This window comes from Sphingomonas sp. Ell38C01 (assembly GCF_055231975.1).
This window is the reverse complement of sequence record NZ_JBUYVA010000001.1, coordinates 1,813,685-1,832,569: the sequence shown is the minus strand read 5'-3', so window position 1 is coordinate 1,832,569 and position 18,885 is coordinate 1,813,685. Positions and strand designations below refer to the sequence as shown.

Genomic DNA, 18,885 nt, shown 5'->3' with positions numbered 1-18,885 from the left:
GTCTGGTGTTCCTTAGCGGCGATCGTCGCGCGCAGGGCGCACGCCGGAGGTCTGGGCCTCCATCATCAGCCGGTCCTGCGCCATCGGGTCGTGGCCAAGGATCTCGCCCTTGAAGATCCACACCTTCACGCCGCACACGCCGTAAGCGGTGTGGGCCTGTGCCTCGGCATAGTCCATGTTCGCGCGCAGCGTGTGCAGCGGAACCCGGCCCTCGCGATAGCTCTCCGAACGCGCGATCTCGGCACCGCCGAGACGGCCGCCGCAGGCGACGCGGATGCCATCGGCACCCAGGCGCATCGCGGACTGCACCGCACGCTTCATCGCACGGCGGAACGCGATACGACGCTCCAGCTGATCGGCGATGCCCTGTGCGACGAGCTTGGCGTCGATCTCGGGCTTGCGGATCTCGACGATGTTCAGCGACACTTCCGACGAGGTCATCGCGCCGATCGTCTTGCGCAGACGCTCGATGTCGGTGCCCTTCTTGCCGATGATGACACCGGGGCGCGCCGCGAAGATCGAGATGCGTGCCAGCTTCGCCGGACGCTCGATCACCACCTTCGAGATCGCGGCCTGCGGCAGCGTCTTCATGATGAACGCGCGGATCTTGAGATCCTCGAGCAGAAGACGGCCATATTCGGCGCCCTCTGCGTACCAGCGGCTGTCCCAGGTCCGGTTGATCTGCAGGCGCAGACCGATGGGGTTGCTCTTGTGACCCATTACGCTTCTTCCTGCTCGCGCACGACGATGCGCAGACGGCTGAACGGCTTCAGGATGCGGGTGGACTTGCCACGGCCGCGGGTCGCGAAGCGCTTCATGGTGATCGACTTGCCGACCGACGCCTCGTGGACGACGAGCGCGTCGACGTCGAGGTTGTGGTTGTTCTCCGCGTTGGCGATCGCCGATGCGAGGACCTTGCGCGCGTCCTCGGCCATGCCCTTCTTCGAGAAGGCCAGGATGTTCATCGCGTCACCGACCTTGCGGCCGCGGATGAGCGCGGCGACCAGGCCCAGCTTCTGCGCCGAACCGCGGATCTGGGTGCCGACCGAGAGGGCTTCCTTCTCGCCGACCTTGCGGGGGGATGCAGGCTTAGACATCAGCGCTTGCCCTTCTTGTCGGCGGCGTGACCGGGGAAGAACCGGGTGGGAGCGAACTCGCCCAGCTTCATGCCCACCATGTCCTCATTGATCGACACCGGCACGAACTTGCGACCGTTGTAGACGTTGAAGGTCAGACCGACGAACGACGGCAGGATGGTGGACCGGCGCGACCAGGTCTTGATCGGCGCGCGGCCACCGGCGTCCTGCGCGGCTTCGGCCTTCTTGAGAAGGCTCAGCTCGACGAACGGCCCCTTCCAGAGAGAGCGCGCCATTACTTCTTCCTCGCGTGACGGCTGCGGATAATCATCTTGTCCGTCGCCTTGTTGTGGCGGGTGCGCGCACCCTTGGTCGGCTTGCCCCACGGCGTGACCGGATGACGGCCGCCCGAGGTCCGGCCTTCACCACCGCCGTGCGGATGGTCGACCGGGTTCTTCGCGACGCCGCGCGTCAGCGGGCGCTTGCCCATCCAGCGCGAACGGCCCGCCTTGCCGAGGTTCTGGTTCTGGTTGTCCGGGTTGGACACCGCACCCACCGTCGCCATGCACTCGCCATGGATATAGCGCTGCTCGCCCGAGTTCAGGCGAACGATCACCATCCCGCGATCACGGCCCACGACCTGCACATAGGTGCCGGCCGAACGCGAGATCTGGCCGCCCTTGCCGGGCTTCATCTCGACGTTGTGGACGATCGTGCCGACCGGCATCTGGCCCAGCTCCATCGCGTTGCCCGGCTTCACGTCGGTCTTCTTGGCGGCGATCACCTTGTCACCCACCGCAAGACGCTGCGGCGCGATGATGTAGTTCTGCTCGCCATCGGCATAGCTGATGAGCGCGATGAACGCGGTGCGGTTGGGATCGTACTCCAGCCGCTCGACCGTGCCCTCGGCGTCCCACTTGCGACGCTTGAAGTCGATGAAGCGATAGCGCTGCTTGTGGCCGCCCGCGATGCCGCGCGACGTCACATGGCCCTTGTTGTTGCGGCCACCCGACTTGCGCTTGCCCTCGGTCAGCGCCTTGACGGGCTTGCCCTTCCAAAGCGACGACTTGTCGACGAGAACCAGGCCGCGGCGGGCCGGGCTCGTCGGATTGTAATGCTTGAGTGCCATCTTACTTGGCCCCCTCCGTCACGTCGATCGACTGCCCGTCCTTGAGCGTCACGATCGCCTTCTTGATGTCCGAGCGCTGATAGGGAGCCCCCTTCCAGCGCTTCGTCTTGCCCTTCTGGACGATCGTGTTCACGCCCGTCACCGTCACGTCGAAGATCGCCTCGATGGCGGCCTTGATCTCGGGCTTCGACGCGGTGTTCGCGACCTTGAAGACGACCGCGTTGTGCTCGCTGAGCAGCGTGGTCTTTTCGGTGATGTGCGGCGCGACGATCACGTCATAGTGACGATTGTCGATCGCGGCCTTCTGCTGCTTAGCCATTGAAGCGCGCCTCCAGCTTCTCGACGGCGGCGCGGGTCAGCACCAGCGTGTCATGCTTCAGGATGTCGTAGACGTTGGCGCCGGCCGCCGGCATCACGTTGACGTGATGCAGGTTGCCCGCCGCCAGCGCGAAGGTCGTCTCGACGGCGTCGCCGTCGATCACCAGCGCCGACTTTCCGAAACCCAGCTTGGCGAGATCGCCGAGCAGCGTCTTGGTCTTGTTGCCCTCGACGACCAGCGAATCCATGACGAACAGCGAGCCCGCCTTGGCGTGGGTCGACAGCGCCATCTTCAGGCCGAGCGCGCGGATCTTCTTGTTCAGCGACGGATCGAAATCACGGACGCGGGCGCCGTGCGCCTTGCCACCGCCGATGAACACCGGAGCGCGACGATCGCCGTGACGCGCCGTACCGCCGCCCTTCTGGCGACCGAACTTCTTGCCCGTGCGGGCGACGTCGGCACGCTCGCGAGTGCCGCGCGCGGTCGCGCGACGCTTCTCGAGCTGCCAGGTGACGACCCGGTGCAGGATGTCGGCGCGCGGATCGAGGCCGAAGACCTCGTCGTTGAGCTCGAGGTCCTGCGTGGCCTCACCGGCGAAGGAGGAAATCTTGACCTTCACGTTCAGCCCTCCTGGCCGTCGGTCGCAACCGGCGCATCCGAAGTCTCGGCGGGCGTGTCGGCGGCGGTGTTGCTGTTGGCAGCCTGCTTCAGGCTGGCGGGATACGGGGCGTCGGCGTGCGCCTTGACCTTGACCGCGTCCTTGACGAACAGCCAGCCGCCCTTCGAACCGGGGACAGACCCCTTGACGAAGATCAGGCCGCGCTCGACGTCGGTGCCGACGATCTCGAGGTTCTGCTGGGTGCGATACTTGTCGCCCATGTGCCCGGCCATCTTCTTGTTCTTGAAGACGCGGCCCGGATCCTGGCGCTGGCCGGTCGAACCGAGCGAGCGGTGCGACACCGAAACGCCGTGCGTGGCGCGAAGCCCGCCGAAGTTCCAGCGCTTCATGCCGCCAGCGAAGCCCTTGCCCTGCGTGCGACCCTGGATATCGACCAGCTGGCCGGCAACATAGTGATCGGCCGACAACTCTGCGCCGACGTCGAGGAGGTTGTCCTCGGTCACGCGGAACTCGGCCACGATCGCCTTGGGCTCGACCTCGGCTTTGCCGAAGTGGCCGCGCTGCGGCTTGGCGACGTTCTTCGCCTTGGCAACGCCAGCACCGAGCTGGACGGCGGTATAACCATCGATAGTCTGTTCGCGGCGGGAAACGACCTGCAGGGCTTCCAGCTGGAGAACGGTGACCGGCACATGCCGACCGTCATCCTGGAAAATCCGGGTCATCCCCATTTTCTTCGCGATCACGCCGGTACGCATGATCCATACTCCTCACAGAGGCACCCGCAGGAACCATTCCCTCAGGTGCGTGCCAGCCCGGATGTGCGAAGCGTGCCCCCGTCCCGGGCTGAACGTCCCTGTGAAGGGACGGACGGGAGACGCTGTCCCGACGGCCGAAGCCGGCGGCGGTATCTCTTGTCTGGTCTGGCGCCCCGCCTGAGCGGGGACCGGGCTCCCGGCCTGAGCCGGGAACGACAAACCCGCGGGACTCGACGTCAACCGCGGGATGCGGCCCATTAGGCCAACTTGATCTCGACGTCAACGCCTGCCGCGAGGTCGAGCTTCATCAGCGCGTCGATCGTCTGCGGGGTCGGCTGGACGATGTCGAGCATGCGCTTGTAGGTACGGACCTCGAACTGCTCGCGCGACTTCTTGTCGATGTGCGGGCCGCGGTTCACCGTGAACTTCTCGATGCGCGTCGGCAGCGGAATTGGGCCACGGATCAGCGCGCCGGTACGTCGAGCGGTGTCGGAAATCTCACCGGTGGCCTGATCGAGCACACGATGATCGAACGCCTTGAGGCGAATGCGGATATTGCTGTCCATGATCCCTACCGATGCGAAAGAGCGGGCCGCGTGACGCGGCTCTTGCTGATTGAAAACGCGACTGTCTGGCGGGCTCCGATGAAGCCTGCCCTCATTAAAAGGCAACGGCCGGCCCCGGTTTCCCGGGACCGGCCGTCGTCTCAAGGCTGGCGCCTATATTACTTCGAGATTGCGCTGACAACCCCTGCGCCGACGGTACGGCCACCCTCGCGGATCGTGAAGCGCTGGCCCACGTCCATCGCGATCGGCGCGATCAGCTTGATGCCCAGTGCGACGTTGTCGCCGGGCATGACCATCTCGGTGCCCTCGGGCAGCTCGACGGTGCCGGTCACGTCCGTGGTGCGGAAGTAGAACTGCGGACGATAGTTACCGAAGAATGGCGTGTGACGGCCCCCCTCTTCCTTCGACAGCACGTACACTTCCGAGTTGAAGTCGGTGTGCGGCTTGATCGAGCCCGGCTTGCAGAGCACCTGGCCGCGCTCGACTTCGTCACGAGCGACGCCGCGGATCAGCGCGCCGACGTTGTCGCCCGCCTGGCCCTGGTCGAGCAGCTTGCGGAACATCTCGACGCCGGTGACCGTGGTCTTGCGGACGGTCGGGTGGATACCGACGATCTCGACTTCCTCGCCGACCTTGACGATGCCCGTCTCGACGCGGCCGGTGACGACCGTGCCACGACCCGAGATCGAGAACACGTCCTCGATCGGCATCATGAACGGCTTGTCGAGCGGACGCTCGGGTTGCGGGATGTACTCGTCGACGGCCTTCATCAGCTCGAGGACCGCGTCCTTGCCGAACTTGTCGTTCGAGCCCGACAGCGCGCAGGTCGCCGAACCCTTGACGATCGGAATGTCGTCGCCCGGGAACTCGTACGAGCTGAGCAGCTCGCGGATTTCCAGCTCGACCAGCTCGAGGATTTCCTCGTCGTCGACCAGATCGACCTTGTTCATGAACACGACCATCGCGGGCACGCCGACCTGGCGCGCCAGCAGGATGTGCTCGCGGGTCTGCGGCATCGGGCCGTCCGTCGCCGACACGACCAGGATCGCGCCGTCCATCTGCGCCGCACCGGTGATCATGTTCTTCACGTAATCGGCGTGGCCCGGGCAGTCGACGTGCGCATAGTGGCGCGCTTCGGTCTCGTACTCGACGTGCGCGGTCGAGATCGTGATGCCGCGCTCACGCTCCTCGGGCGCCTTGTCGATGTTGGCGAAGTCGACTGCGGTGCCGCCCGTCGTCTCGGCCAGGACCTTCGTGATCGCTGCCGTCAGCGACGTCTTGCCGTGATCGACGTGACCGATGGTGCCGATGTTGAGGTGCGGCTTGTTCCGCTCGAATTTTGCCTTTGCCATTTTCCTACCTTCTGATTCGGATTCGACCGCCGCCATGTCGGACCGCGCGAACGCGGCCCCATAACGGCTCTTTTACGGTTATGCCAGCCCTGAGCGAGACGCTCAGGCCAGCTTCGCCTTCACTTCGTCGGCGACGTTCGACGGAACCTCGTCATAGTGCGAGAACTGCATCGAATACTGCGCGCGGCCCTGCGTGAAAGACCGCAGCGCGTTGACGTACCCGAACATGTTCGCCAGCGGCACCATGGCCTCGACGGTCTGCGCGTTGCCGCGCGTGTCGGTGCCCTGGATCTGCCCGCGACGCGAGTTCATGTCGCCGATGACGTCGCCCAGATAATCCTCCGGGGTGACGACCTCGACCTTCATGACCGGCTCGAGCAGCGTGATTCCCGCCTTCTGTGCCGCCTCGCGCATCGCGCCGCGCGCACAGATTTCGAACGCCAGCGCCGACGAATCGACGTCATGGTACGCGCCGTCGTACAGCAGGATCTCGAAATCGATGATCGGGAAGCCGACCAGCGAGCCCGAGGCAGCCGTCTCACGGAAGCCCTTCTCGATCGCGGGGATATATTCCTTCGGAATGTTACCGCCCTTGATCTCGTCCTTGAAGACGATCCCCGATCCACGCTCGCCCGGCGCCAGCTTCACCTTGACGCGGCCGAACTGGCCGGTGCCGCCCGACTGCTTCTTGTGCGTGTAGTCGATGTCGACCGGCTTCTTGAGATACTCGCGATACGCCACCTGCGGCGCGCCGACGTTCGCCTCGACCTTGAACTCGCGCTTCATGCGATCGACCAGGATCTCGAGATGGAGCTCGCCCATGCCCTTGATGATGGTCTGCCCGCTCTCGCTGTCCGAAGACACGCGGAACGACGGGTCTTCGCGCGCGAGACGGTTGAGCGCGACGCCCATCTTCTCCTGGTCGGCCTTCGTCTTCGGCTCCACCGACAGCTCGATCACGGGCTCGGGGAATTCCATCCGCTCGAGGATGATCGGCGCGTTGATGGCGCACAGCGTATCGCCGGTCGTCGTGTCCTTCAGACCCGCCAGCGCGACGATGTCGCCCGCATAGGCCACCTGGATGTCCTCGCGCTCGTTCGCATGCATCAGCAGCATGCGGCCGACCTTTTCCTTCTTGTCCTTGACCGAGTTGGTCACCTGCGACGCGGTTTCGAGCTTGCCCGAATAGATGCGCGCGAAGGTCAGCGTGCCGACGAACGGATCGTTCATGATCTTGAACGCCAGCGCCGAGAACGGCACCTCGTCCGACGACGGACGCTCGTCCGGCGTCACGCCATCGAGCTTGAGGCCCTGGATCGCAGGCACGTCGAGCGGCGACGGCAGATAGTCGACGACCGCGTCGAGCAGCGGCTGCACGCCCTTGTTCTTGAACGCAGAGCCGCAGACGACCGGCACGAACGCCATGCTGAGCGTACCCTTACGGATCAGCGCCTTGAGGTCGGCCGTGCTCGGCTCGTTGCCCTCCAAATACGCCTCCATCAGCGCATCGTCCTGCTCGACCGCCATCTCGATCAGGTCGCTGCGATACTTGGCGGCCTTTTCAGCCAGGTCCTCGGGGATGTCCTGATATTCGAACTTCGCGCCCAGCGACTCCTCGAGCCAGATGATCGCGCGGTTCTCGACCAGGTCGACAAGGCCCTTGAACCCGCCCTCGATGCCGATCGGCAGATACAGCACCGCCGGACGCGCGCCGAGGCGCTCGATGATCGAGTCGACGCAGAAATAGAAGTCCGCGCCGGTGCGATCCAGCTTGTTGACGAAGCACATGCGCGGCACGCCATACTTGTCAGCCTGGCGCCACACCGTCTCCGACTGCGGCTCGACACCCGCGACGCCGTCGAAGCACGCGACCGCGCCGTCGAGCACGCGCAGCGACCGCTCGACCTCGATCGTGAAATCGACGTGGCCCGGCGTGTCGATGATGTTGATGAGGTGCTCTTCACCCTTGCCCTCTTCGGCGCGCCACTTGCAGGTCGTCGCGGCCGACGTGATCGTGATCCCGCGCTCCTGCTCCTGCTCCATCCAGTCCATCGTCGCGGTGCCCTCATGGACCTCGCCGATCTTGTAGGACTTGCCGGTGTAATAGAGGATGCGCTCGGTCGTCGTCGTCTTGCCGGCGTCGATGTGCGCCATGATGCCGATGTTGCGGTAACGGTCGAGCGGATGGCTGCGGGCCATGGTCGTACTCCTGTGCCGCATGCGGGGCGGCGGGGGCTAGAATCTCGTAGGGGGTTCCCACCCCATTCCCGTTCAAGCCGATGGCGAACGGTGACGAGGCGAGGCGCCCGAAGGCGCCTCACCCCATATAGGCATTACCAGCGATAGTGCGAGAAGGCGCGGTTGGCTTCGGCCATCCGGTGCGTGTCTTCGCGCTTCTTCACCGCGTTGCCGCGGTTGTTCGCCGCGTCCATCAGCTCGCCCGACAGGCGCGCCGCCATCGTGTTCTCGGAACGCGAGCGCGCCGCCGAGATCAGCCAGCGGATCGCCAGCGCCTGGGCGCGCTCGGGACGCACCTCGACGGGAACCTGGTAGGTCGCACCGCCGACGCGGCGCGAACGGACCTCGATACCCGGCTTGATGTTGTTCAGCGCATCGTGGAACACGCCGAGCGGATCGCGCTTCGCGCGGGTCTCGACGGTCTCGAACGCACCGTACACGATCAGCTCGGCGACGGACTTCTTGCCGTCGAGCATGACGGAATTCATGAACTTGGAGAGAACCTCATCACCGTACTTGGGATCCGGCAGGATGATGCGCTTCTCTGGACGACGACGACGTGCCATCTGGTGTTCCTTTTTGTTTCAGCCGGTTCCGGAACCCGTCCGGGGCTTACTTTTGATCTGGATCCCGGCCTGCGCCGGGATGATCGGACTAAAGCCCGATCACTTCGGACGCTTGGCGCCGTACTTGGAACGCGACTGGCGGCGATCCTTCACGCCCTGCGTATCGAGCACGCCGCGCAGGACGTGGTAGCGAACGCCGGGAAGATCGCGCACACGACCGCCACGGATCAGGACCACCGAGTGCTCCTGGAGGTTATGGCCTTCGCCCGGAATGTAGCTGATGACTTCGCGGCTGTTCGTCAGGCGGACCTTGGCCACCTTGCGCAGCGCCGAGTTCGGCTTCTTCGGGGTCGTCGTGTAGACGCGGGTGCAGACGCCGCGCTTCTGCGGGTTCTGCTCCATCGCAGGGACCTTGGACTTGGCCTTCTGCAGGACGCGGCCCTTGCGGACCAGCTGGTTGATCGTCGGCATTGAAGCCTTCACCTTTCAAGTGGTTACTTTGCCGGAACCCCAAGCCATAAAGCCAGCGGCCCGAAATACGAAAAGAGCCGTGAGGAAGTCGTGCTCGACCTCCCGGGCCCCGATGCATCCGGCAATGTTCATGCTTGCCGCACGGCCATGAGGGCCGTCCGAGCAGGCGCGCCTATAGACTCGCGCCGGCAATCGGTCAACGGGTCGCGTCGGACGCCGGATCGACATCTGTCCGCAACGCCCCGTTCCGCCTGACCATTCGTCTCGAGTAGGGATCGAGCGAAGCCGAGAGCCCGTATCGAGAGGCCATGGGGTCGACCTGTCTCTCGATACGCCGTCCCGACTTCGGCGCTTGCACTGGAGTTTATCCTGAGCGGCTGGCTTGCCAGCCAGCCGAAGGGCTCGACGGCCATTCGAGACGAACGGTGACGCAGCCAGTCTTAAGCCCTTATGCGGATCGCCGCGAGCAGCGTCGCCTCGAACCGTGCCGGATCCTCGACCTGCGGCGAGTGCCCCAGCCCCTCCATCCTCACCAGCGTGGCATTCGGCATCTGCCGCACCGCCTCGGGCGCGACGAGCGGGATCGCGCGGACGAACTTCTGGAGGTTCGCCGGGATCTGCTGGCGCCCGAACGCGGTCGAATCGAGCGTGCCGACGATCACCGTCGTCGTCGGGCGAATCCGGTAGAGCTCGTGCGCGACCGGCTGGGTCTTCACCATCTCGCTCGTCTTCGCCTGCGCCAGCGCGACGGTGTCGCGGCCGGCCCCCTGGTACATGCCCGCCAGCATCCACACCCAGCGATCATAGGCCGGCTTCCACGTGCCGTGATAGTAATTGGTCTGCTGATACGCCTTGATCGCGGCATAGTCGGTCCGCCGCTCGCCCGCCCACAACGTATCGACATCGGCATAGGGCAGCCCATCCTCGGACCGGTCGCGCAACCCCAGCGGGTTCACGAGCACCAGCCGCTCGACCGCATCGGGGTACATGATCGCATAGCGCATCGCGAGCATGCCTCCGAGCGAGTGCCCGACCACCGTCGCGCGCGACACCCCGCGCGATTCGAGCAGCCGGTGCGTCAGCGCGGCCAGCATCTCGAAGCTGTACTGCGCCGCGCGCGGCTTGGACGATTTGCAGAACCCGATCTGGTCGGGCGCGATCACGCGATACCCCGCCGCCAGCAGCGCGCGCACCGTGCTGCCCCAGGTCGCGCCGCAGAAATTCTTGCCGTGCAGCAACACCACCGTGCGCCCATTGGGTCGCGGCGCGGCGACGTCCATGAACGCCATCTGCGCGGGGGCGCCGACGATATCGACCGTCATCGTCTGGACCGGCCACGGATAATCGAACCGTTCCAGATTGGCGCCCAGATCCGGGATCCGCGGCGCGTCGACGGCGCCCGGCAGCCCGGCAAGCGCGAGCGGCAGAGCGAGCAGGCGGGCGGTCAGAGATGGCATGCAGGTCCTTCGACGGATCGTTACGCTGCCGCGTTAACCGACTTCTCGCATCGCGTCACGTCGAAGCCCCCGTCGCCTCGGACTTGATCCGAGGTCCCGCTTCTTTCTGCGCGACAGCCGATGGCGCGAGCCCGGATCGATTGCGGACACGATGCTTACTTCTCCCGCACCCCGCCCTTGATGACCGCCACCGGCCGCTCCAGCAGGCGAACGTCCGCGGTCGGATCGCCGTCGACCGCGACGATGTCGCCGAACCGCCCCACCGCGATCGCGCCCACGTCGCTGCGCCCCAGCGCCTCCGCGGCATTGGTCGTTGCACTGCGGATCGCCTCGATCGGGGTCATCCCCCATTCGACCATCTTGGCGAACTGCAACGCGTTCTGCCCGGCCGGGAACACCGCGCCGTTGTCGGTGCCGAACACCATCTTCACCCCGGCCGCATGCGCCGCGCGGAACGTCTCGCGCTGCTTGCGGCCGATCTGCCGCTCTTTTTCGAGGCTTTCGGGATGCACGCCGTTCTTCGCGCCCTCGGCCAGGATATAGTCGTCGTCATAGACGTCCATCGAGAACCATGCGCCCCTCGCCTTGGCCAACCGGAAGCTCTCCGCGTCCGCCAGGCTGGCATGCTCGATCGTGTCGATCCCCGCACGCAGCGCATCGTTGATCCCCGCGGTGCCGTGCGCATGCGCGGCGACCTTCATCCCCGCCATATGCGCTTCCTCCGCCACCGCGGTCATCTCGGCGAGGCTCATCTGCTGCGCCCCCGGCGAATCGCGCTTCGACAGCACGCCCCCGGTAGCGCAGATCTTGATGACCTCCGCGCCATATTTGCGCATCGTCCGCACCAGCTTGCGATACCCGTCCGGGCCGTCCGCCACCGCCGGGTTGGGCGTCCCCGCAAAGCTCGGCGGCAGGTCCTCGGTCGCGTCGCAATGCCCGCCCGTCGCGCCCAGCGCATAGCCCGCCGGCACGATCCGCGGCCCGGGGATGTACCCCGCCTCCACCGCCTGCTTCAGCCCGACATCGTTGTAATCGCCCGATCCCACGTTGCGCACCGTCGTGAACCCGGCGTCGAGCATCGCCTTCGCATTCGCCACGCCCACCGCCTGCCAGAAGCTGTCGGTATATTCGAGCCGGCGATATCCGCTGATCCGCGCATCCGCGTCGAGATGGACGTGCATGTCGATCAGCCCGGGCAGGATCGTCTTGCCGGGCAGGTCGATCCGCTTCGCATCCGCCGGGATCGCGCCGCGAGATGTCACCGAGACGATCCGGCCGTCGGTGATGACGACCACCGGCGCGTCCGTCGTCCGCCCGCTCGCCGGATCGAGCATCTTCGCCGAGGTCACCACCACCGTCTCCGACGCGGCGGGCACCGTCACGGTCATCGCCGTCAGCGCGAGCATTGTTCGCTTCATGCATCATCCCCTTGTCGTGCCGCACCTTGCCGCGTCGGGGCGCCCGCGCCAAGCTATCCCAGCATCCCCGCATAGCTTTGCGGCGACACCGGCAGCGTCGCGCGCGCGACGATCGCAGGAACCAGCGCCGCCACCAGAACGACACCGCCGATCGCCAGCACGCGCCGATCCGCGAACCGCCCCGCGACCACCCCCGCCAGCGCAGTCGCGATCATCGACCACAGGTGATAGCGCAGGTCGGACGCGATGCTGATCGCGGCGAAGCTCGCCTCCAGCGCCAGCGCCGACACCAGCAGCGCCACCGCGAGGTCGCGCGACGGGCCGCTCACGCGCCGAAGCGCCAGCAGCAACGTCGCCGCCGCCACCACCCAGGCGAACGGCCACCCGATCGGCGTCTCGACCAGCACCCCCGCCGCACGCTGGACGAGTGCCGCCGCGAACCCGGGCGACGCGAGGCCCAGGGTGTTCGCCTCGCTCCCGGCTGGCGGCGCCGCGGAGGGCCAGCGATACGGCACCCACCAGCGCATCGTCGAATTGAGGTGTCCAAGCCGATGCGCGACATAGGCCACCGGATGCGCCGCCATCGTTCGGGCGAGACCTGCGTACAACACTGCCGCCGGCTGCGCCCGCACGCGCGCGGTCACGACGCCGCACCGCGAATCGTCACCCAGCGGATCCCAGAAGAACGCGCGGACGCAATCCTTCGCGCGTGTCGCCGTCACCTCATCGGCGGTGAGCCCGGTCGACGCCGGGTCCGAAACCCGGACCGCGACGCCCGCCAGATCGTACACCGCCTGCGTCCGCTCGACCCCGCTCGCGCGCCCGTCCAGAACCGCATGGTTGATCGGCGACGACACAGCGATCGCCGCAACGACTCCCGCGCCGCCGACCAGCAAGCGCCTGGTCCACGACCACGAAGCGCCCGCGAGCATCACCGCCAGCGGCACCGTCGCGAACACCGCGTTCGCCCGAACCAGCGTCGCGTAGCCGAGCAGCACCACCACCAGCGCGACCGCCCGCACCGGCAAACGCTCCCCGCGCAACCACCACCACGCGACCAGCCCGGTCGCGCCCAGCATCGCGCCCGCCATCTGCGCGTCCTTCAGGACCACGCCCTGCCAGCCAAGGAACACCGGCACCGCCCCGATCACGACGGCACCGAAACCGGCGCGGATACGCCCGCCCCGCGCCAGCGCGTGGCCGACCAGCCCGAACCCCAGCCAGTACGCCGCCAGCTGGAGCACGAGCATCGGCGCCGCGCCGCCCCCCAGCGGCGACAACAGGTCCCACAGCCGGACCATCACCGGCGGATGCCAATCGTCGTACCGGTCGGTCAGGACCTGGGCATATTGCGCGACGCCGTCATAGGTGACGATACCCGGCCAGAACAGCGCGAGCGACCCCAGCCATCCGAGCGCGGCCGCCGCGAACGGCCACCGCGCCCGCTCCGCATCAGATGTGGATCGCACGTCCGTAGGCGCCCAGCACGCTCTCGTGCATCATCTCCGACAGCGTCGGATGCGCGAACACGGTCTGCATCAGCTCGGTCTCGGTCGTCTCCAGCTGGCGTGCGACGACATAGCCCTGGATCAGCTCGGTCACTTCCGCGCCAACCATGTGCGCGCCCAGCAGTTCGCCGGTCCTGGCGTCGAACACCGTCTTCACGAAGCCTTCCGCCTCGCCCAGCGCGATCGCCTTGCCGTTGCCGATGAAGGGGAACTTGCCGACCTTCAGTTCGTACCCGGCTTCCTTCGCCTTCGCCTCGGTCATGCCTACGCTGGCGACCTGCGGGCGCGCATAGGTGCAGCCCGGGATGTTGCCCTTGTCCATCGCGTGCGGATGGACGTCCGTGTTGCCCGCTTCCTGCGCGATCTTCTCGACCGCGATGACGCCCTCGTGGCTCGCCTTGTGCGCCAGCCACGGCGCGCCGGTCACGTCGCCGATCGCCCAGATACCCGCGACGTTGGTCTTGCCATAGCCGTCGGTCTTGATGTGCCCACGATCGGTTTCGACGCCCAGCGCCTCCAGCCCGATACTCTCGGTATTGGGCACGATCCCGATCGCGACGATCACATGGCTGTACTCGTCGCTCGTCACCTTGCCGTCGGCGCCCTTGATCGACGCCTTGACCGCCTTCGCACCGCTCTCGATCTTCTCGACGCCTGCGCCCTTGACGAGCTTGATGCCCTGCTTCGTCAGCGCCTTGTCCATGAACGCGCTGACCTCCTCGTCCTCGACGGGCAGGATCCGGGGCAGCATCTCGACGATCGTCACGTCGGCGCCCATGTCGTTGTAAAAGCTGGCGAACTCAACCCCGATCGCGCCCGATCCGATGACGAGCAGCTTGGTCGGCATCTCGGTGGGCACCATCGCGTGGCGATACGTCCACACGCGTGCGCCGTCCGCCTTGGCGAACGGCAGGTCGCGCGCGCGCGCGCCGGTCGCGACGATGATGTTCTTGGCCGCCAGTTCGGTCGTCTTGTCGCCCTGCTTGACGCTGAGCTTGCCCTTCCCCGTGATCGTGCCGACGCCTTCATGCACCGCGACCTTGTTCTTCTTCATCAGGCCCTTGACGCCGGCGTTGAGCTGCCCCGCCACCTTGCGGCTGCGCTCGACCACCTTGCCCAGGTCGAACCCGATATTGTCCGCCTTCAGCCCATAGTCGGCGGCATGCTGCATATAGTGATAGATCTCCGACGTGCGCAGCAGCGCCTTGGTCGGGATGCAACCCCAGTTCAGGCAGATCCCCCCCAGCCGCTCGCGCTCGACGATCGCCACCTTCATGCCGAGCTGGCTCGCCCGGATCGCCGCGACATAGCCGCCGGGGCCCGAGCCGAGGATGATGAGGTCGTAGGTGTCAGCCAAGATACGCTCCATGTGCAGATGCGCGGCACGCCGCGAGAGGTTTGAGTATCCATAGACGCCACATCGCCGCGATCGCCGTGCCACCCGCGATGCCGCTTGGCACCATGACGAAAAGCACGCTTGGATCCGATGCCGCCAAAAAGAGAAAGGTCGGCAGGACGGCGACCGCGCCGGTCGCTGCCGCCAATGCGAAATACTGTATCGGATCAAGCAGGCCGACACGCCGGGCGCGGTGAGTGAGGATTGGCAGAACGGCCGCGCTACTCAAGACCCAACCCGGCGCGGTCACCACGATGCCCGCACCCACCATGAAGACTATGCCGACAGGGTTTGAGACGTCCAACAAGTCGCCGGATTTCGCCGCGATCAGAATGAGTCCGATCAGCCCCCCGATGGTGAGCCCCGCCAGGATCGCGACGAAGCCGCGCAGGATCATCACGCCGCCGCCATCCCCGGCACCTTGCGCGGCTGGCGGTCCTCGCCGATCGCGACGAAGACGAAGCGCGCCTGCGTCACCTTGTACGCTTCCTCGCTATGCCGGCTGCGGCGCCATGCCTCGACGTCGATCGTCATCGAGGTGCTGCCCGTCGCCACCAGCGTGGCATAGAAGGACACCTCGTCGCCGACCACGACGGGCCGGTGGAACTTCATCGCCTCGACCGCGATCGTCACCGCACGGCCACCCGCATGACGCGACGCGACCGATCCGGCGGCGAGATCCATATGCCCCATCAGCCAGCCGCCGAAGATGTCGCCATAGGGATTGGCGTCGGCGGGCATTGCGGTCATCCGCACGACGGGCGATCCCGCGGGAAGGACGGTCATGCGCGCGCACCTGTCATCGCTGTCGTCATGTCAGTCCGCCGCTCCGCTCGTACACACGCCATGCGCGTTGCAGCCGGGGCACGTTCATCCCCGCGACCGCCGCCATCGTGACATACCCCACCAGCCAGATCGTCTCCGCCCCCCGCGGATACGCCCAGGCCGCGCCCCAGAAGATCACGAGCGTCGCCAGCACACCGCCGACGAGGTGCAGTCCCTCGATCACGAGTGCGCGGCGACGCATGGGAACGCCGGCCCCCTCTAAGCCAACATGGCCAGCGGCGATTCGACGAGCGTCTTGATCGCCTGCATCAGCTGCGCGCCGTCCGCGCCGTCGATCGCGCGATGATCGAAGCTGCCCGTCGCGGACATGACCGTCGCGACGCCCAGCGATCCGTCCTCCATCACCCACGGGCGCTTGGCCCCTGCGCCAACCGCCAGGATCATCCCCTGCGGCGGATTGATGACCGCGTCGAACTGCGTGATCCCGTACATGCCCATGTTGCTGATCGAAGCGGTGCCGCCCTGATATTCCTCGGGCTTCAGCTTGTTGTCGCGCGCGCGCGTGGCCAGGTCCTTCATCTTCGTCGAGATCGACGAGAGCGACGCGGTATCCGCCTCGGTGATGACCGGCGTGATGAGTCCCGATGGCGTCGACACCGCGACCGAGATGTCCGCGCGGGTGAAGCTGATGAGCTGGTCCGGCGTGTACATCACGTTGCACTTGGGCACCTGCACCAGTGCGACCGCCAGCGCCTTGATGAGCAGGTCATTGACGCTCAGCTTCACGCCGCGCGCCTCCAGCCCCTTGTTCAGCTCGCCGCGCAGCTTGAGCAGCGCATCGAGCCGGATATCCACCGTCAGGTAGATATGCGGCACCTGCTGCTTCGATTCGGTCAGGCGACGCGCGATCGTCTTGCGGACGTTCGACAGCTTGGTCGCCTCGTGCGGGATGTCGGGGATCGCGGCGGGCTTCGGCGCGGGCGCAGCGGTAGCCGCAGCGGCGGGAGCCTCGGCCGTTCCGGTCGGCGCAGCCGCGCCGGGCTTCGCGCCCTCGACATCCGCCTTCACGATCCGCCCGTTCGGCCCGGTCCCCGACAGCGTCGACAGTTCGACACCCTTCTCTGCAGCGATGCGACGCGCCAGCGGGCTCGCCTTCACGCGCTCGCCATCGGCGCGGGGGGCGGCCTTGGCCGGCACGGCGTCCGCAGGCTTGCCGTGGTCCTCGGCCTGCTCCGTCGTGCGCTCGACCGGCTTCGCCTCGCTTTCGGTGTCGTTGGGATCCCTGGTGTCGGGCTTCGGCTCGCTTTCCTTGGCGGCGGGCGCCGGGGTCGTCTCGCCGACCTCCTCGCCCTCGGCCGCCAGCACCGCGATCACGGTGCCGACCTTCACGTTGTCGGTGCCCTCGGCGACCAGGATCTTCGCGATCACGCCTTCGTCGACCGCCTCGAACTCCATCGTCGCCTTGTCGGTCTCTATTTCGGCCATCAGGTCGCCGGACTTCACCGTGTCGCCTTCCTTCACCAGCCATTTGGCCAGCGTGCCCTCCTCCATCGTCGGCGACAGCGCAGGCATCTTGATCTCGATCGGCATGAAGGTCCTCGAACGGTTCCGGGAGAAGCTGCCCCGTCTCTCGCGCCCGTTTGCCCTAGGGTCAAGCCCGCAAGCCGCGCGGCGCCGCTTGCGCGAAGCCCGTCCGCGCGTCAGGTACGACGGACGGGGCCGGCGTCACGGGCGTCGATCGGGGGAACAGCAACGATGCGCATCTATCTGGTCGTGATCGACGACACGCCCGAAGCGGGGATCGCGCTGCGCTTCGCCGCGCGCCGCGCGGTCAAGACCGGGGGCGGGGTTGAGATCCTCAGCCTCGTCCCGCAACAGGAGTTCATCGCGTTCGGCGGCGTCCAGGCGACGATCGAGGACGAGGCGCGCCGCCATGCCGAGGGCCTCGTCGCCGCCGCCGCGGGCACGCTGATCGAGGAATCGGGGCTGCGCGCCTCGATCACGGTGCGCGAGGGCGACGGCGCGAAGATCATCCGCGAGATGATTGCCGCCAATCCGCAGATCGCCGCGCTCGTGCTGGGCGCCGCCGCGAGCGGTGCGCCGGGGGCACTCGTCTCGCATTTCGCCGGCGCGGATGCGGGCGCCCTGCCCGTACCGCTGATGATAATCCCCGGCAGCCTGGACCGCGAAGCGATCGACCGGCTGAGCTGAAGCACGATCGTCATCCCCGCGCGGGCGGGGATCCATCTCCACCATCGGGCTAGTCACGACGGCGAGGTTCGCGCCCGAGCGCGCGAGATGAATCCCCGCCTGCGCGGGAATGACGCGACGTCCTACTGCTTCGTCGCCTTCCACGCCCCCTTCGACCCATCGCGCGGATCGGCCCACTCGCCCATCAGCGTCCGCCCGTCCGCCGCGACCGTCAGCACCATCGTGCCGACCACCTTGCCGCCGCGCATGTCGGTCAGCTTCACCTTCGTCGGCGACAGCCGCTCCGCCTTCGTCATCGTCTTGCCGGGATCGCCGACATTGGGTGCGAACGGCCCGCCGAACGTCGCGGTCAGCGTTTCGCCCATCGGCGAGGTCTGGGTGTAGGTCTTCGCGTCGACCATCACCTTCATCGTCATCCCCGAATCGGACACCTGCGTCGCGGGCGCCGCCTTCCAGCTGCCCGAGATCGCATGCGCCCCCGCGATCGGCGCACCGATGCGCTGCTGCACCGATGTCGATTCGACGAGCGTGCCAGCCGCGTTGTTGGTGTTGCTGTTCTTCGCCGTCAGCGTCTTGCCGTCCGCCGAAACGCTCAGGTCGTTCGTCCCGATCGTCTTGCCGCCCTTCTGATATTCGAAATGCACCGCGCCATCGTCGACGGGCTTGACCAGGATGTGGTCGTAATAGTCCTTCCCCGCCACCGGCTGGAACGTCCCGTCGGCCTTCGCCTTGAACGCTGGCAGGCACGTCGTGCAGCTGTACAGGCCGTCCTTGAGCGAGAACTGGTCGGGCTTGGCCACGACCTGGAGCGACGAGAGATCCGCTTTCCACGTTCCGTCGAACGGGCTGTCGGCAAAGGCGGGCGCGGCGACGAAGACCATCGCGCCGGCAAGGCAGGCCTGGACAAGTTTCATGATATAACGATTCCCCTGTTGGATTGGATACGCCAACGAATCGCGACCGTTTTTTTCTTGTCGCGCAAGCTAGTCACCTCGGTGGACCGGAGTCAAAGTCGGAC

22 protein-coding genes are annotated in these 18,885 nt (G+C 66.6%); 1 reads left to right on the top strand and 21 read right to left on the bottom strand.

Annotated features, from left to right (window positions below; genetic code table 11):
- Positions 1 to 12: 12 nt before the first annotated feature.
- The 20 genes from rpsC to ACV7NO_RS08485 form a co-directional block, all read right to left on the bottom strand.
- Positions 13 to 720 (bottom strand): 30S ribosomal protein S3, encoded by a 708-nt coding sequence (gene rpsC, locus ACV7NO_RS08580; RefSeq protein ID WP_463405586.1) that lies wholly within the window; start codon positions 718 to 720, stop codon positions 13 to 15.
- Positions 720 to 1,097, bottom strand: coding sequence for a 50S ribosomal protein L22 (gene rplV, locus ACV7NO_RS08575; RefSeq protein ID WP_463405585.1), 378 nt, complete (start codon positions 1,095 to 1,097; stop codon positions 720 to 722). Before rplV ends, rpsC begins: the two co-directional genes overlap by 1 nt.
- Positions 1,097 to 1,372 carry a 30S ribosomal protein S19 gene (rpsS, locus tag ACV7NO_RS08570; RefSeq protein ID WP_463405584.1) on the bottom strand — a complete coding sequence of 92 codons (276 nt, stop codon included), beginning with the start codon at positions 1,370 to 1,372 and terminating at the stop codon, positions 1,097 to 1,099. Before rpsS ends, rplV begins: the two co-directional genes overlap by 1 nt.
- The gene (gene rplB / locus ACV7NO_RS08565; RefSeq protein ID WP_463405583.1) at positions 1,372 to 2,205 is read right to left on the bottom strand and encodes a 50S ribosomal protein L2; all 834 of its coding nucleotides are present in this window, start codon (positions 2,203 to 2,205) and stop codon (positions 1,372 to 1,374) included. The genes rpsS and rplB overlap by 1 nt, the downstream gene beginning before the upstream one ends.
- 1 nt (position 2,206) lies before the next feature.
- Positions 2,207 to 2,524, bottom strand: a complete 318-nt coding sequence (locus tag ACV7NO_RS08560; RefSeq protein WP_463405582.1) for a 50S ribosomal protein L23 — start codon at positions 2,522 to 2,524, stop codon at positions 2,207 to 2,209.
- Positions 2,517 to 3,143 carry a 50S ribosomal protein L4 gene (gene rplD / locus ACV7NO_RS08555; RefSeq protein WP_463405581.1) on the bottom strand — a complete coding sequence of 209 codons (627 nt, stop codon included), beginning with the start codon at positions 3,141 to 3,143 and terminating at the stop codon, positions 2,517 to 2,519. The genes ACV7NO_RS08560 and rplD overlap by 8 nt, the downstream gene beginning before the upstream one ends.
- A 2-nt stretch (positions 3,144 to 3,145) precedes the next feature.
- Positions 3,146 to 3,898, bottom strand: a complete 753-nt coding sequence (gene rplC / locus ACV7NO_RS08550; RefSeq protein WP_463405580.1) for a 50S ribosomal protein L3 — start codon at positions 3,896 to 3,898, stop codon at positions 3,146 to 3,148.
- A gap of 257 nt (positions 3,899 to 4,155) precedes the next feature.
- On the bottom strand, positions 4,156 to 4,464 hold the full coding sequence (rpsJ, locus tag ACV7NO_RS08545; RefSeq protein ID WP_375273201.1) for a 30S ribosomal protein S10: 309 nt from the start codon (positions 4,462 to 4,464) through the stop codon (positions 4,156 to 4,158).
- Positions 4,465 to 4,622: 158 nt separating this feature from the next.
- On the bottom strand, positions 4,623 to 5,816 hold the full coding sequence (gene tuf, locus ACV7NO_RS08540) for an elongation factor Tu (RefSeq protein ID WP_463405579.1): 1,194 nt from the start codon (positions 5,814 to 5,816) through the stop codon (positions 4,623 to 4,625).
- Between the two features lie 102 nt (positions 5,817 to 5,918).
- The gene (fusA, locus tag ACV7NO_RS08535) at positions 5,919 to 8,015 is read right to left on the bottom strand and encodes an elongation factor G (protein WP_463405578.1); all 2,097 of its coding nucleotides are present in this window, start codon (positions 8,013 to 8,015) and stop codon (positions 5,919 to 5,921) included.
- 134 nt (positions 8,016 to 8,149) lie between these two features.
- Positions 8,150 to 8,620: a 30S ribosomal protein S7 gene (gene rpsG, locus ACV7NO_RS08530; RefSeq protein WP_463405577.1), complete on the bottom strand. Its 471-nt coding sequence runs from the start codon at positions 8,618 to 8,620 to the stop codon at positions 8,150 to 8,152.
- Between the two features lie 99 nt (positions 8,621 to 8,719).
- Positions 8,720 to 9,091: a 30S ribosomal protein S12 gene (gene rpsL / locus ACV7NO_RS08525; protein ID WP_463405576.1), complete on the bottom strand. Its 372-nt coding sequence runs from the start codon at positions 9,089 to 9,091 to the stop codon at positions 8,720 to 8,722.
- A 440-nt stretch (positions 9,092 to 9,531) separates the two neighbouring features.
- Positions 9,532 to 10,548, bottom strand: a complete 1,017-nt coding sequence (locus tag ACV7NO_RS08520) for an alpha/beta fold hydrolase (protein ID WP_463405575.1) — start codon at positions 10,546 to 10,548, stop codon at positions 9,532 to 9,534.
- Between the two features lie 155 nt (positions 10,549 to 10,703).
- The gene (locus ACV7NO_RS08515) at positions 10,704 to 11,966 is read right to left on the bottom strand and encodes a Xaa-Pro dipeptidase (protein WP_463405574.1); all 1,263 of its coding nucleotides are present in this window, start codon (positions 11,964 to 11,966) and stop codon (positions 10,704 to 10,706) included.
- Positions 11,967 to 12,019: 53 nt separating this feature from the next.
- Positions 12,020 to 13,435, bottom strand: a complete 1,416-nt coding sequence (locus ACV7NO_RS08510; RefSeq protein WP_463405573.1) for a hypothetical protein — start codon at positions 13,433 to 13,435, stop codon at positions 12,020 to 12,022.
- Complete coding sequence (lpdA, locus tag ACV7NO_RS08505) at positions 13,419 to 14,831, bottom strand: dihydrolipoyl dehydrogenase (protein WP_463405572.1); 1,413 nt, start codon at positions 14,829 to 14,831, stop codon at positions 13,419 to 13,421. The genes ACV7NO_RS08510 and lpdA overlap by 17 nt, the downstream gene beginning before the upstream one ends.
- Complete coding sequence (locus ACV7NO_RS08500; RefSeq protein WP_463405571.1) at positions 14,824 to 15,267, bottom strand: hypothetical protein; 444 nt, start codon at positions 15,265 to 15,267, stop codon at positions 14,824 to 14,826. The genes lpdA and ACV7NO_RS08500 overlap by 8 nt, the downstream gene beginning before the upstream one ends.
- Entirely contained in the window at positions 15,267 to 15,656 is a 390-nt protein-coding gene (locus tag ACV7NO_RS08495; RefSeq protein WP_463405570.1) for an acyl-CoA thioesterase, read from the bottom strand. The genes ACV7NO_RS08500 and ACV7NO_RS08495 overlap by 1 nt, the downstream gene beginning before the upstream one ends.
- Before the next feature lie 25 nt (positions 15,657 to 15,681).
- Positions 15,682 to 15,897, bottom strand: coding sequence for a hypothetical protein (locus tag ACV7NO_RS08490; RefSeq protein WP_463405569.1), 216 nt, complete (start codon positions 15,895 to 15,897; stop codon positions 15,682 to 15,684).
- Positions 15,898 to 15,914: 17 nt separating this feature from the next.
- Complete coding sequence (locus ACV7NO_RS08485) at positions 15,915 to 17,246, bottom strand: pyruvate dehydrogenase complex dihydrolipoamide acetyltransferase (protein WP_463405568.1); 1,332 nt, start codon at positions 17,244 to 17,246, stop codon at positions 15,915 to 15,917.
- A gap of 165 nt (positions 17,247 to 17,411) precedes the next feature.
- Between ACV7NO_RS08485 and ACV7NO_RS08480 the strand changes: the two genes are divergently transcribed.
- Positions 17,412 to 17,867: a universal stress protein gene (locus ACV7NO_RS08480; RefSeq protein ID WP_463405567.1), complete on the top strand. Its 456-nt coding sequence runs from the start codon at positions 17,412 to 17,414 to the stop codon at positions 17,865 to 17,867.
- Positions 17,868 to 17,989: 122 nt separating this feature from the next.
- Here the strand turns inward: ACV7NO_RS08480 and ACV7NO_RS08475 are convergent, their stop codons facing one another.
- The gene (locus ACV7NO_RS08475) at positions 17,990 to 18,781 is read right to left on the bottom strand and encodes a hypothetical protein (protein WP_463405566.1); all 792 of its coding nucleotides are present in this window, start codon (positions 18,779 to 18,781) and stop codon (positions 17,990 to 17,992) included.
- Between the last annotated feature and the right edge of the window lie 104 nt (positions 18,782 to 18,885).

Coding starts and splice junctions, on each gene's coding strand:
- rpsC (WP_463405586.1), bottom strand. CDS start 720: ATGGGTCACAAGAGCAACCCCATCGGTCTGCGCCTGCAGATCAACCGG.
- rplV (WP_463405585.1), bottom strand. CDS start 1,097: ATGTCTAAGCCTGCATCCCCCCGCAAGGTCGGCGAGAAGGAAGCCCTC.
- rpsS (WP_463405584.1), bottom strand. CDS start 1,372: ATGGCGCGCTCTCTCTGGAAGGGGCCGTTCGTCGAGCTGAGCCTTCTC.
- rplB (WP_463405583.1), bottom strand. CDS start 2,205: ATGGCACTCAAGCATTACAATCCGACGAGCCCGGCCCGCCGCGGCCTG.
- ACV7NO_RS08560 (WP_463405582.1), bottom strand. CDS start 2,524: ATGGCTAAGCAGCAGAAGGCCGCGATCGACAATCGTCACTATGACGTG.
- rplC (WP_463405580.1), bottom strand. CDS start 3,898: ATGCGTACCGGCGTGATCGCGAAGAAAATGGGGATGACCCGGATTTTC.
- rpsJ (WP_375273201.1), bottom strand. CDS start 4,464: ATGGACAGCAATATCCGCATTCGCCTCAAGGCGTTCGATCATCGTGTG.
- tuf (WP_463405579.1), bottom strand. CDS start 5,816: ATGGCAAAGGCAAAATTCGAGCGGAACAAGCCGCACCTCAACATCGGC.
- fusA (WP_463405578.1), bottom strand. CDS start 8,015: ATGGCCCGCAGCCATCCGCTCGACCGTTACCGCAACATCGGCATCATG.
- rpsG (WP_463405577.1), bottom strand. CDS start 8,620: ATGGCACGTCGTCGTCGTCCAGAGAAGCGCATCATCCTGCCGGATCCC.
- rpsL (WP_463405576.1), bottom strand. CDS start 9,091: ATGCCGACGATCAACCAGCTGGTCCGCAAGGGCCGCGTCCTGCAGAAG.
- ACV7NO_RS08520 (WP_463405575.1), bottom strand. CDS start 10,548: ATGCCATCTCTGACCGCCCGCCTGCTCGCTCTGCCGCTCGCGCTTGCC.
- ACV7NO_RS08515 (WP_463405574.1), bottom strand. CDS start 11,966: ATGAAGCGAACAATGCTCGCGCTGACGGCGATGACCGTGACGGTGCCC.
- ACV7NO_RS08500 (WP_463405571.1), bottom strand. CDS start 15,267: ATGATCCTGCGCGGCTTCGTCGCGATCCTGGCGGGGCTCACCATCGGG.
- ACV7NO_RS08495 (WP_463405570.1), bottom strand. CDS start 15,656: ATGACCGTCCTTCCCGCGGGATCGCCCGTCGTGCGGATGACCGCAATG.
- ACV7NO_RS08490 (WP_463405569.1), bottom strand. CDS start 15,897: ATGCGTCGCCGCGCACTCGTGATCGAGGGACTGCACCTCGTCGGCGGT.
- ACV7NO_RS08485 (WP_463405568.1), bottom strand. CDS start 17,246: ATGCCGATCGAGATCAAGATGCCTGCGCTGTCGCCGACGATGGAGGAG.
- ACV7NO_RS08480 (WP_463405567.1), top strand. CDS start 17,412: ATGCGCATCTATCTGGTCGTGATCGACGACACGCCCGAAGCGGGGATC.
- ACV7NO_RS08475 (WP_463405566.1), bottom strand. CDS start 18,781: ATGAAACTTGTCCAGGCCTGCCTTGCCGGCGCGATGGTCTTCGTCGCC.